Here is a 12,342-nt window from a genome sequence, read left to right on the forward strand (position 1 = left end):
GACATATATTAGACATATATAAAGAGAAAATTATTCTATTGAATAGTTTGATGAAGTTATGGAAGCTGTTTAGTAAATTATTGAGCTGATATTTTAAAAGTGAAAAGAGGGCAATATGCGTAATCCCTATACGGTTTTGGGTGTAGAGCGTACTGCAAAGCCGCAAGAGATTAAATCTGCATTTAGAAAATTAGCAAAAAGGTATCATCCAGATCATAATATGGATGATGTAAAAGCTAAAGAAAAATTTTCTGAAATTAATCAAGCTTATGAAATTATAGGTGATACAGTTAAAAAAGCACAATTTGATCGTGGTGAAATTGATGCAGAAGGCAAACCGCTTCATCAAGCTTATAGTGCTGGAGGAAATTTTAGAAATAAGCAAAATCCTTTTGCAGGAGGAGCGAGGGGGTTTGATTTTAGCTTTTCAGGAAATGCAGGTTTTGATGCAAGCGATGTTTTTCGCGATTTATTTGGAAAAGCAACAAGCTTTTCAGATTCTGCATATAGTCAGCCTCAACAAGGAGCCCACGTTCGTACCAGTCTTTCAATAACATTGGAACAGATGGTTAGTTCAGATAAAGTAGAAGCGGTTTTTCCTAATGGGAAAAAGTTGAAAATTAAATTACCAGCCTATGTTGAAGATGGACAAACTATTCGTTTAAAAGGTCAAGGAGAAGAGGTTGCGTATGGGCAAGCGGGAGATGCTTTGGTGAGCATTCGTGTTCAGAAACATCCTCGTTTACGGGTTGAAGGACGGGCACTGCATCTAGATTTACCGATTCCTCTTAAGCATGCTGTTTTAGGGGCAAAAGAAGAAGTTGAGACTTTGGAAGGGCGCGTTGTTTTGACAATTCCTCCATGGTCAAGTTCTGATCGTGTTTTACGGCTTAAGGGCAGGGGGCTTCGTTTAAAAAATGGGGAAAGAGATGATCTTTATGTGCATGTTCGTATAATGTTACCAGAAGGTGGAGATGCTGCATTGGAACAGTTTTTTCAAATGCAGAAAGATTAATTTTTTTGGAGTCATTATTTTGATTTTGTAAAGGTACAGTTTCAATCTGATTTTGAAGCAATTGCTTGAAGAAAAAGTGAACCTGTGCCATAGGCAGATAAATGATATTGATTTCAAGTAGCAATGAGGCAGTGCTAATGGTGAATAGTAATGGTTTATTGTGTGGAAAGCGTGGCTTAATTCTGGGGCTAGCCAATAATCGCTCTATCGCTTGGGGGATAGCTAGGGCAGCGAGTGCAGCAGGAGCAGAGCTTGCTTTTACCTATCAGGGGGAGGCAATGAAAAGGCGTGTTGAGCCTTTGGCTGCAGAACTGGGGGGCTTTGTTTGCGGTCATTGCGATGTTTCCGACAGCGCATCGATTGATGCAGTTTTTAGTGAAATAGAGAAAAAATGGGGTAAGCTTGACTTTTTAGTTCATGCTATCGGTTTTTCTGACAAAGATGAGCTAAACGGCCGTTACGTTGATATTAGTGAATCTAATTTTATGATGACGATGAATATTTCCGTTTATTCGTTGACGGCTCTTACGCAGCGCGCAGAGAAACTGATGTTTGATGGTGGTTCCATTTTAACGCTAACCTATTACGGTGCAGAAAAGGTTGTTCCTCATTATAATGTCATGGGTATTGCGAAAGCTGCTCTTGAAGCGAGCGTAAAATATTTAGCTGTTGACTTAGGTCCGAAAAATATTCGTGTTAACGCTGTATCTGCGGGGCCCATAAAAACATTAGCGGCTTCAGGTATTGGTGATTTCCGTTATATTCTAAAATGGAATGAATATAATGCTCCTTTACGCCGTACTGTAACAATCGAAGAGGTAGGTGATTCTGCTCTTTACTTTCTTTCAGATTTATCTCGTTCTGTTACAGGTGAGATTCATCATGTCGATTCGGGGTATAATGTCATCGGTATGAAGGCTGTTGATGCACCAGATATTTCTGTTATCAAAGAATAGGGCCTTGGTTCATAAGATTTTATCTGTTAACGCCAATTTGATTAAAGTTGAAACAATTAGGCACTTTGCGATGAGAGTGTATTGCGCGCAACTTACCGTGCATTTGAAGAAGAAACGGATCTTTTTCCATGTCGCATAATACATTTGGTCATTTGTTTCGTGTTACAACATGGGGAGAAAGTCATGGGGCTGCTCTTGGTTGTGTCATTGATGGCTGTCCTCCAGGTATTGCTTTTACTCTTACAGAAATTCAAGCATATCTTAATAAACGTAGGCCAGGGCATTCAGAGTATACAACACAGCGACGAGAATTAGATCAAGTAGAAATTCTCTCAGGAGTTGTTTCTCAGAATGATGGAAAAGCATTAGTAACAACGGGTACGCCGATTTCGATGTTCATTAGAAATGTGGATCATCACTCTGAAGATTATAACGCAATCATGCATAAGTATCGTCCAGGGCATGCAGATTATACTTATGATGTTAAGTATGGTATTCGTGATCATCGTGGTGGGGGACGTGCTTCGGCACGTGAGACAGTGGTACGTGTTGCAGCAGGTGCTCTTGCGCGCAAAATTGTTCCTGGTTTAATTGTACGGGGAGCTGTGACGGCGATTGGTCCTCATAATATTGATCGTGACCGATGGGATTGGTCAGAAGTCGATAAGAATCCTTTTTTTTCACCTGATGCACAAGCAGCGTGCGTTTTTGCTAATTATATAAGTCAGTTATGTAAAACCGGTTCATCAGTGGGGGCTATTGTTGAAATTGTTGCGGAAAATGTTCCAGCTGGTTTGGGTGCACCAGTTTATGCAAAACTTGATCAAGATATTGCATCATTCTTAATGTCCATTAATGCTGTTAAGGGTATTGAAATTGGTGATGGTTTTGCTGCAGCTCACCTAACAGGCGAAGAAAATGCTGATGAAATGCGGATGGGAAGTGATGGAAAACCAGTTTTTTTGTCCAATCATGCTGGAGGAATTTTAGGTGGGATATCAAATGGACAGCCGATTGTTGCACGTTTTGCTGTTAAACCTACTTCGTCAATTTTAACTCCTAGTCGTTCCATTGATATTGAGGGTAATGATGTGAATGTTATGACAAAGGGGCGCCATGATCCATGTGTTGGGATTCGTGCTGTCCCTGTTGGTGAAGCGATGGTTGCTTGTGCTATTGCTGATCATTATTTGAGGCATCGCGGTCAAGTTGGTTGTATTTAAGGGGTAAATGATGACTTATAACCAGAAAAAAGTTGTTTCTGCTATTCAGGCTTTTGGACGTGGTGAAATTGTTGTCGTTACGGATGATGATGGCCGTGAAAATGAAGGTGATTTGATAGTTGCTGCTGTTCATTGTACAGAAGAAAAGATGGCATTTATCATTCGCCATACATCGGGTATTGTTTGTGCACCTATGCCGAAAGAGGAAGCACAAAGGTTTGATCTTGCTCCTATGGTGTTAGTGAATAATTCACCGCAGCATACAAAATTTACTGTTACTGTTGATTTTAAACATGGAATAACGACAGGTATTTCAGCGCACGACCGCACATTGGCTGTTCGTAATCTTGCTAATCCAAATGCTAATGCCAATGATTTTGTACGTCCAGGGCATGTTTTCCCTTTAATCGCGCATGAAGGTGGGGTTCTTATGCGTTCAGGCCATACTGAAGCAGCTGTTGATTTATGTAAAATAACCGGTTTGCCACCTGTTGGCGTTATAGGTGAGTTGGTTAATGATGATGGCAGCGTTAAACATGGAGATGAGATTACAAAATTTGCACAAGATAATCGGTTGCATACCATAACGGTTGCTGATCTTATTGCTTATCGTCAGCGTGAAGAAATCCTTATTAAACATGTTGGGACTATGCAAATTGAAACGTCTGTAGGTTCTGCTGTCGTTCACAGTTATCAAGTTCCTTGGAAAATAATTCAACATATTGCGGTTGTTTTTGGTGATATTCGTGATGGTAAAGATATTCCTGTGCACCTTCATCACGAAAATATTTTGAATGATGTTTTTGGTTTATCGCCCGATATAAAGGTTATTATGCAGCACATGATGGAAAAAGAGAAACGTGGCGTTTTTGTTTATTTGCGTGAGGGATCTGTTGGTATTGGTTCTCAATCGGTTATTTTTGATCAAGACGTAGTAATGAAAAGTTTAGAAAATCACGATGAAGCCATTAAACGTGAAGAAGAATGGCACCAAATTGGTCTAGGAGCACAAATTTTAAAACATTTAAGAATCAGTTCTGTTATTGTTTATAAGTTTAAAGAGAGTTATTATGCTGATTTAGAAAGTTTTGGAATTCATATATCCAGAACAGATATCTTGTGAGGGTTATATGAAACAAGAGATAAAAAAGGATGATATTTCTGGGTTGAGTTTTGAGGAAGCGCTTAAGCAGCTTGAAGTGATTGTCGAAAATTTAGAACGTGGGGATGTTCCTTTAGAACAATCAATTGATATTTATGAGCGTGGTGAAGCTCTTAAAAATCATTGTGATAAATTATTAAAAGTAGCTGAAGCTAAAATTGAAAAAATTCAATTGTCAAATAATGGAACTCCGGAAGGTGTAAAACCGCTCGATCCTGAGTGATATGAAGGAATTTGGTGCTCTTATTGAAAAATAAAAGATACTACAATTTTATTTATTTTGAACAAGAGAAGTAGGAAAATTTGTAGATAATTTCAAATAGATAAAGTATTTTAGTAGAGAATACGTTACATTTCTATGAAACACATGAAAGATGTGTGTTTATCATCTAAACTATAGTGATAATAGAAGGTTTTTTTTTGTCTCGGCCATTAACGCCATTGCTTGATTGTGTTCTTTCACCATTAGATTTGCGGGCATTGCCTGCGTCTGATTTAGCGCGATTAGCTGATGAGCTACGGGCCGAAATGATTGATGTGGTTTCTGTAACAGGTGGTCATCTTGGTGCGGGACTAGGTGTTGTCGAGCTCACTATTGCGTTGCATTATATTTTTAATACACCTGATGATAGAATTATCTGGGATGTTGGTCATCAAGCTTATCCTCACAAAATTTTGACTGGCCGCAGAGATAAAATTCGCACACTACGCCAAGAGGGAGGATTATCAGGTTTTACTAAGCGCTCAGAGAGCATATATGATCCATTTGGTGCAGGTCATTCTTCTACTTCTATTTCAGCTGGTCTTGGTATGGCAATGGCTAGCGCGTTGAAAGCAGAAGAGAGACGTAACGTTATTGCTGTCATTGGTGATGGTGCTATGTCTGCGGGGATGGCTTATGAAGCAATGAACAATGCAGGGGCTTTGGATGCACGCTTAATTGTTATCCTTAATGATAATGATATGTCTATTGCTCCTCCCACTGGTGCGATGAGTGCTCATCTTGCACGGCTAGTTTCTCGTCCATCTTATCGTCATTTGCGCGAACGGATAAAGCTATTTAGCAAGAAATTTCCAAAATTCTTTTCAGAGCAAGCAAGTCGTTCAGAAGAATTTGCACGTGGTTTTTTAGTTGGGGGCACTTTATTTGATGAGCTTGGCTTTTATTATGTTGGACCGATAGATGGTCATAACTTTGAGCATTTGCTTCCTGTTTTGAAAAATGTTCGTGCATATCCTAATGGCCCTGTTTTGGTCCATGTGGTAACACATAAGGGGAAGGGGTATGCCCCTGCAGAGGAATCAGCTGATAAATATCATGGCGTTAATCGTTTTGATGTTGTCACAGGAAAACAGGTTAAAGCACAAAGCACTCGTCTTTCTTATACAAAAGTGTTTTCTAAAGCTTTAATAGAAGAAGCTACTCATGATCATAAAATTGTTGCTATAACGGCAGCAATGCCAACAGGAACGGGTCTTGATTCTTTTGCTGAAAAATTTTCTGATAGAATGTTTGACGTTGGGATTGCTGAGCAGCATGCTGTGACTTTCGCTGCAGGTATTGCGTGTGAAGGGTATAAACCCTTTGTTGCGATTTATTCTACTTTTTTACAGCGTGCTTATGATCAGATTATTCATGATGTGTCGATTCAGAAATTACCAGTGCGTTTTGCAATTGACCGAGCAGGTTTTGTTGGTGCAGATGGTGCAACGCATGCTGGGAGTTTTGATATTGTTTTTCTAGCAACACTACCTGAATTTGTCGTGATGGCTCCTTCTGATGAAGTTGAGCTTATGCATATGGTGCGCACGGCAGCAGTCTATGATCAAGGGCCTATTTCTTTTCGCTATCCACGTGGTGAAGGTATAGGGATGGATTTGCCGCAAAGAGGTGAGGTGCTTGAAATTGGTAAAGGGCGCGTTTTGCGTGAAGGGAGCAGAGTCGCTCTGGTTTGTTTTGGAACGCAGTTGTCTGAAGTATTGGTTGCAGCTGATGAATTGGCAGCAGAGGGGATCTCTACAACTGTTGCTGATGCAAGGTTTGCAAAACCTTTAGATAAGGATTTAATGCGTCGTTTGGCACGTGAGCATGAAGTGTTCATAACAATTGAAGAAGGAGCAATAGGGGGGTTTGGTGCGCATGTATTACAATTTTTAGCACAAGAAGCATTATTAGAACACGGTTTAAAAGTCCGCACATTAAGACTTCCTGACGAGTATTTAAATCATGGTTCGCCAGAGAAAATTCTTTCGCGTGTCGGACTTGATGCAAAGGGTATCATCAATGCTGTTTTTACTTCTTTAGGATATGAGACGCGGAAAACGCTGCAAATTTAAGATTAATATGGCAGTGATGAAAAGACTTGATGTCCTTTTAGTTGAAAAAAACTTTTTTACAACGCGTTCACGGGCACGTGATGCAGTTGTGCGGCAAACAGTTAAGGTTGATGGACAAATAGTTTCTAAAGCCGGAAAAATGATTTCTGATGATGCAGAAATTATCGTGTGTGATCCTGCACAAAACTATGTTTCGCGCGCAGCATTAAAACTGATTGGTGCACTCGATGCGTTTCCAGTTGTAACAACTCAAGTCATTGCTCTTGATATTGGTGCGTCGACAGGTGGTTTTACTCAGGTTCTTTTAGAGCGTGGAGCCTCTCATGTTATCGCTGTTGACGTTGGTCATAATCAATTTGATGCTTGTTTATCTAACAACAGTGCGGTAACCCTATTAGAAGGCTTGAATGTTAGAGATTTAAGACAGGAACATTTAGGTGGTCGTGAAATTGATCTCATTGTGTCAGATGTAAGTTTCATTTCTCTGAAGCTTGTCTTACCATCTGTTTTTGCTCTCATTAAGAAAAAAGCTCAAGCTGTTTTGCTTGTAAAACCTCAATTTGAAGTTGGTAGAGAAGGTATTGGTAAAGGTGGGGTGTTAAAAAATCCATCAATAGCAAAAAAAACTGCTGAAGAACTTTTTGATTGGTTGAATACTCAAAAGGGATGGAAAGCAAAAGGCTTGATTCCCTCTCCCATTACGGGCAGTGATGGTAATTTAGAATATTTGTTATTCGGAGAAAAAAGAATTGAGCAATGATGTTATCATCGACCATATTGGAGCGAGCGGTTATGGTGTTACTAAAACATCGCATGGTTCGGTTTATGTACCTTTTACTTTACCAGGAGAGGTTGTTAAAGTTGTTCACCATGGAAAATACGCTACACCTCTTAAGTTAAAAGAAAAATCATTAGAGCGTCTTCATGCACTTTGTCAGCATTTTGAGGAATGTGGCGGATGTGTACTGCAGCATTGGCATCTTGATGCTTATCATGCTTGGAAACGACAATTGGTTGTTGACACACTTAAAGGGCGTGGGTTTGATGTTGTTGTTTCTCCTTTAGTTGAATGTGGGCTTCATACCCGTCGGCGGATTACTTTGACAGCTTGTGTAGATAAACAAGGCTGCAATATCGGTTTTAACCGCTATCTCTCTCATAATATTGTGGCTATTGAGGAATGCCCAATCACGTGTTCAGAAATTATATCTAAACTTGATGATATCAGGGGAATATGCGCGCTTTTAGGTCATCATGCGAAGCGATTTCATATTACGATAACATCTGTTGACAATGGTTTAGATGTTGCTTTGAGTGGTTGTATCGTACAGGATGAATTGACGCGTCAGAAGATGGTTCGTGCAGCTCTTTCATATGGAATTATGCGTTTGTCAGTTGACGGTGAGATCTTGGTTGAACGGGAAAAACCAATGATACACTTTGGTGATGTATGTGTTGAATTTCCCTCTGGTGGTTTTCTGCAAGCAACTGTTAAAGCAGAAAATATCATCAGTGATATTATTTTAACTCATTTTGAAAAAGCAAAAAATGCTGCTGATTTATTTTCAGGAGTAGGAACTTTCGCTTTGCGTATGGCAAAAAAAATGAATGTTCATGCGGTGGAGAATAATGGAGCAGCATTAACTAATTTAGACCGGGCAGCACGTTTTGCTAAAGGTTTAAAAACAGTGATTTGTGAAAAACGTGATTTATTGCGTCGTCCACTTTCTACAGAAGAATTGGAACGCTTCGATAGTGTTGTTTTTGATCCGCCACGCGCTGGTGCAGAAGAACAAGTTAGTGAATTGGCAAAGACAGCAATACCGCGTGTGGTCGCTGTTTCATGTAATCCTGTTACATTTGCTCGTGATCTATCTATTCTTGTTTCAGGTGGTTATATAATAGAGAAAATCATACCGATTGATCAGTTTTTATGGTCACCCCATGTTGAAATTGTTGCTATTTTAAACAAACGAAAAGCAAAGGCCGGTTGGAAGCTTTAGATCAAATAGAAAAAGCTTTTGTGAAGGATGTAAGCAACTTTTAATTCATTTCATTTATTTTATGAAGTTTCTGTTCCGCCTATTGTCATATCATTAATTCGTAAGTGCGGTTGTCCAACACCAACAGGAACATTTTGCCCTGCTTTTCCACACATACCTATACCGTTATCTAGTTTGCTATCATTACCAATCATCGTGATACGTTTCATGGCCTCTGGTCCATTACCGATAAGGGTTGCACCTTTGATTGGTGCTACAATTTTACCATTTTCTACCCGATAAGCCTCGGTACATTCAAATACGAATTTTCCAGAAGTAATATCAACTTGCCCTCCACCAAATGAAACAGCATAAATACCGCTTTTGAGTGAAGATAGAATTTCTTCAGGTGTTTTGTCACCTCCTAGCATGATCGTATTCGTCATTCGCGGCATTGGTGCGTGTGCATAGGATTCACGTCGTCCATTTCCAGTTGAATTAACTCCCATAAGGCGAGCATTTAATCTATCTTGCATGAAGCCAACGAGTTTTCCATTTTCAATAAGAACATTACAGCCTGAAGGTGTTCCTTCATCATCGACGGTGAGTGAACCACGGCATTCAGGAATAGTGCCATCATCAACGATCGTTACATCTTTTGCTGCGACTTGTTGACCTAATAGTTCAGAAAAAGCAGATGTTTTTTTACGGTTGAAATCACCTTCTAAACCATGGCCGACAGCTTCGTGCAGCATAACACCAGGCCATCCATTAGCTAAAACGACATCACATGTTCCTGCTGGTGCAGCTTCTGCTTCTAGATTCACTAAAGCCATACGTAAAGCTTCATCAGCAGCCATTTTCCAATTTTCTTCACTAATAAATTGGTTAAATGCTTGTCGTCCACCACATCCGTAAAAGCCGCTTTCGTGCCGATTACCATTGGTTGCTATGATAGAAATAGAAAGTCGCACAAGAGGACGGATGTCACGAACAAGATGTCCATTAGAACGCAAAATTTCAACATGTTGGAGTGAGCCAGAGAGAGATACTGTAACCTGATGCACTTTGTCATTTTTTTCCCGTAAGTATGCATCAATTTTTTGTAAAAGCTTACTCTTTTCTTCAAATGATGGAGCATCAAGAGGATTGATTTGTTCATAGAGTTTACGGTTTGTTCGTGGGGGAGCTGCGTTATAAGGTCCTGCTTGATTATGATAAATTACAGCTTTCGCAGCCTCACTAGCGCGGTTGAGTGCGGCAGCTGATAGTTCTCCAGAATGGGCATAGCCAGTTGCCTCTCCAGAAACAACGCGCAAACCAAATCCTATATCTTGATGAAATGAGCTATTTTTAAGCTGGCCATTATCAAATAAGAGTGCTTCACGTTCTGTATATTCGACATAAAGTTCACCATCATCAGCATTATGAAGTGTTTCTTGTACGAGTGACTGCACTTTAGAGGAAGGGATATCAAAATTATCAATTAGGGATTTCATAGTTGTTGCTCTATTTTCATTGATGCTTAGGTGTTTTTAATTTTTTAAAAAATGCTGCAAAAAAGTTATCGGACGCGTTGACCAGTTATTATCTTCAAATCGTTTTGTATTATTTTGGCAAAGCTGCGTAAGCATCAGCAAGACCATGAAGATCAATAAGGCCTCCAATTCCTTGCTCTGGGGTTGTAAAGATAACATAGGTTGCCATTTTACCATCTAAGAAGTGTTTTAGTACATTGTCTTGGAGAAGAGCTTCCGCAATACAATTATCACCTAGACAACGATGATATTCTATTCTACCAATGTCTTTGTTGTCTATTTTAATACTAACACCAGGGCGTAAGTCAACCCTAATAGGAACAAAGACACGCATCAACGTTCCTTGATTTTTAGGCAATTTATAAAATGTAATACGAAAAGTGATATCACGACGTTCTTGTGCGCGCACATCTTGAATAATTTCACATTGCATATTCGGTGTACCTGGTGGCAGAGAGCAAACCTTTGTCCATGCACCGTAGGTTTTTGGAGCTGGGATATTTTGTGTGTTGGATGTTTGTGCAATAACGTGATTAGAAGAAATATTGCAAAGTGCGAAGATAACAGAACTAACAAAGAAAGTTTTTTGAACGAATTGATAAAGGCTCATAGAAAATTCTACCTAAAACCACCACTATATTCTGTGTATAAGCTCTTATGAAAAATAAATCTTTATATTAGGATATAACAAAAAATCAGCAAATTTACATGTACAAAATTAGGAATGAAAAGTGAAAAGAGAGTTACTTGTGCAGAAGTAAGATTTTTAGCTCCATTTTGTAGGGTATATTTTGTTTTTGTGGTACCTTTTTACATACAGGGGGGAGAGCATTATGGAAAAATGTATTTTTGTGTCAATATTTCTCTCAATTGTGAGAGGGGATTTATAACTGAAAATATGTATGCCGTATATGTTTTCAAAAATACAGCAAATATTAATTTTTCATTTTCATAAGTTTATAGTCTTTGCTTGGGGGATTATACAGATAAAAGGGCTCTTTAGTGGAATGTCTATTTCAGGAAAATTATTAACTGAAGATAATCAGTTGATTTCGCCAGTAGCTACTGTTTATGATTATATTGCATTGTTGAAGCCACGGGTCATGTCACTCGTTGTGTTTACAGCTTTGGTTGGATTGGTGGTATCACCTGTTGTTGTCGATCCATTATATGGCTTTGTAGCAATCTTATGTATTGCTATAGGGGGCGGTGGTGCAGGAGCGCTTAATATGTGGTATGAAGCTGATATTGATGCGCTGATGAAACGTACTCAAAAACGCCCTATTCCTAGTGGCAAGATCAGTCGTGGAAAAGCGCTTATTTTTAGCTCTATCCTCTCTGTTCTTTCAGTTTTTTTAATGGGGGTTCTCATTAATTGGTTTTCAGCGCTTTTTCTTGCCTTCACAATTTTCTTTTATATTGTCATTTATACAATCTGGTTGAAGCGTATAACACCACAAAATATTGTTATTGGTGGTGCTGCTGGGGCTTTCCCGCCGATGATTGGATGGGCAGCTGCAACAGGAACAATAAGTCTTGACAGCTTCCTGTTATTTTTAATCATTTTCATGTGGACTCCACCGCATTTTTGGTCCCTTTGCTTGTTTTCATCTAGTGATTACGAAGCCGCAGGTATTCCTATGATGCCTAATGTACGTGGTGAGCGTTCAACAAAAAATCAGATCTTGGTATATGCAATTATAACAGCAGTATGTGCCATTGGGCCTTATATAACAGGCTATGCAGGGATCATTTATGGTATTTCGTCAACAATTTTAGGTGGTATGTTCGTTTATTTTGCTTATCGTTTATGGAAAACTGATACGCATGATGAAACTGTGCCTATAGCAAAAAAAACGTTTTTTTTCTCGTTGTTTTATTTAGGAGCTATATTTGGAATTCTCTTAATTGAATTTCTTATTTGGCATTTTATCATTCGTTAGTTTTATAAAATTAAGGGGAAAACATTTAAAATTATTAATTAATAAATAGTCATGAATAACTTATTACGGGTAAAGTATTTGACATATTAAAAGAGAATATTTCCAGTTTTTCTTTTGGCACAAGAGAGTATATAGCTTAGAAATAGCACTTCTCTTTTGATATATGATAGAAATTACGGAATGTAT

General features: G+C 38.9%; 11 protein-coding genes. 9 read left to right on the forward strand and 2 right to left on the reverse strand.

Features of this window, described 5'->3' with window-relative positions; translation table 11 throughout:
• The first annotated feature begins 115 nt into the window (after nucleotides 1-115).
• From BARBAKC583_RS01900 to BARBAKC583_RS01940, 8 genes are all read left to right on the forward strand, one after another.
• Nucleotides 116-1,015, forward strand: coding sequence for a DnaJ C-terminal domain-containing protein (locus tag BARBAKC583_RS01900; protein WP_005766402.1), 900 nt, complete (start codon nucleotides 116-118; stop codon nucleotides 1,013-1,015).
• A 137-nt stretch (nucleotides 1,016-1,152) separates the two neighbouring features.
• The gene (gene fabI / locus BARBAKC583_RS01905) at nucleotides 1,153-1,971 is read left to right on the forward strand and encodes an enoyl-ACP reductase FabI (protein WP_005766404.1); all 819 of its coding nucleotides are present in this window, start codon (nucleotides 1,153-1,155) and stop codon (nucleotides 1,969-1,971) included.
• 128 nt (nucleotides 1,972-2,099) lie between these two features.
• A complete protein-coding gene (gene aroC / locus BARBAKC583_RS01910; RefSeq protein ID WP_005766405.1) occupies nucleotides 2,100-3,194 on the forward strand; it encodes a chorismate synthase in 1,095 nt (364 codons plus the stop codon).
• Between the two features lie 10 nt (nucleotides 3,195-3,204).
• Nucleotides 3,205-4,317, forward strand: a complete 1,113-nt coding sequence (gene ribB, locus BARBAKC583_RS01915; RefSeq protein ID WP_005766407.1) for a 3,4-dihydroxy-2-butanone-4-phosphate synthase — start codon at nucleotides 3,205-3,207, stop codon at nucleotides 4,315-4,317.
• Nucleotides 4,318-4,324: 7 nt separating this feature from the next.
• Nucleotides 4,325-4,579, forward strand: coding sequence for an exodeoxyribonuclease VII small subunit (locus BARBAKC583_RS01920; protein ID WP_005766408.1), 255 nt, complete (start codon nucleotides 4,325-4,327; stop codon nucleotides 4,577-4,579).
• A 197-nt stretch (nucleotides 4,580-4,776) separates the two neighbouring features.
• Nucleotides 4,777-6,693, forward strand: coding sequence for a 1-deoxy-D-xylulose-5-phosphate synthase (gene dxs / locus BARBAKC583_RS01925; RefSeq protein WP_005766409.1), 1,917 nt, complete (start codon nucleotides 4,777-4,779; stop codon nucleotides 6,691-6,693).
• A gap of 7 nt (nucleotides 6,694-6,700) precedes the next feature.
• A complete protein-coding gene (locus BARBAKC583_RS01935; protein ID WP_005766410.1) occupies nucleotides 6,701-7,453 on the forward strand; it encodes a TlyA family RNA methyltransferase in 753 nt (250 codons plus the stop codon).
• Complete coding sequence (locus tag BARBAKC583_RS01940) at nucleotides 7,443-8,696, forward strand: class I SAM-dependent RNA methyltransferase (protein WP_005766412.1); 1,254 nt, start codon at nucleotides 7,443-7,445, stop codon at nucleotides 8,694-8,696. Before BARBAKC583_RS01935 ends, BARBAKC583_RS01940 begins: the two co-directional genes overlap by 11 nt.
• A 59-nt stretch (nucleotides 8,697-8,755) precedes the next feature.
• Here the strand turns inward: BARBAKC583_RS01940 and tldD are convergent, their stop codons facing one another.
• Nucleotides 8,756-10,174: a metalloprotease TldD gene (gene tldD, locus BARBAKC583_RS01945; protein ID WP_005766414.1), complete on the reverse strand. Its 1,419-nt coding sequence runs from the start codon at nucleotides 10,172-10,174 to the stop codon at nucleotides 8,756-8,758.
• A gap of 109 nt (nucleotides 10,175-10,283) precedes the next feature.
• Nucleotides 10,284-10,823, reverse strand: coding sequence for an invasion associated locus B family protein (locus tag BARBAKC583_RS01950; protein ID WP_005766417.1), 540 nt, complete (start codon nucleotides 10,821-10,823; stop codon nucleotides 10,284-10,286).
• A 397-nt stretch (nucleotides 10,824-11,220) separates the two neighbouring features.
• On the opposite strand from BARBAKC583_RS01950, the gene cyoE reads away from it, so the two are divergent.
• On the forward strand, nucleotides 11,221-12,156 hold the full coding sequence (gene cyoE / locus BARBAKC583_RS01955; protein ID WP_005766421.1) for a heme o synthase: 936 nt from the start codon (nucleotides 11,221-11,223) through the stop codon (nucleotides 12,154-12,156).
• The last annotated feature ends 186 nt before the right edge of the window (nucleotides 12,157-12,342 follow it).

The organism is Bartonella bacilliformis KC583, from assembly GCF_000015445.1.
GTDB lineage: Bacteria > Pseudomonadota > Alphaproteobacteria > Rhizobiales > Rhizobiaceae > Bartonella > Bartonella bacilliformis.

Excerpts from the sequence above, each read along its gene's own strand:
- BARBAKC583_RS01900 (WP_005766402.1), top strand. The coding sequence starts at position 116 with ATGCGTAATCCCTATACGGTTTTGGGTGTAGAGCGTACTGCAAAGCCG.
- fabI (WP_005766404.1), top strand. The coding sequence starts at position 1,153 with ATGGTGAATAGTAATGGTTTATTGTGTGGAAAGCGTGGCTTAATTCTG.
- aroC (WP_005766405.1), top strand. The coding sequence starts at position 2,100 with ATGTCGCATAATACATTTGGTCATTTGTTTCGTGTTACAACATGGGGA.
- ribB (WP_005766407.1), top strand. The coding sequence starts at position 3,205 with ATGACTTATAACCAGAAAAAAGTTGTTTCTGCTATTCAGGCTTTTGGA.
- BARBAKC583_RS01920 (WP_005766408.1), top strand. The coding sequence starts at position 4,325 with ATGAAACAAGAGATAAAAAAGGATGATATTTCTGGGTTGAGTTTTGAG.
- BARBAKC583_RS01935 (WP_005766410.1), top strand. The coding sequence starts at position 6,701 with ATGGCAGTGATGAAAAGACTTGATGTCCTTTTAGTTGAAAAAAACTTT.
- tldD (WP_005766414.1), bottom strand. The coding sequence starts at position 10,174 with ATGAAATCCCTAATTGATAATTTTGATATCCCTTCCTCTAAAGTGCAG.
- BARBAKC583_RS01950 (WP_005766417.1), bottom strand. The coding sequence starts at position 10,823 with ATGAGCCTTTATCAATTCGTTCAAAAAACTTTCTTTGTTAGTTCTGTT.
- cyoE (WP_005766421.1), top strand. The coding sequence starts at position 11,221 with ATGTCTATTTCAGGAAAATTATTAACTGAAGATAATCAGTTGATTTCG.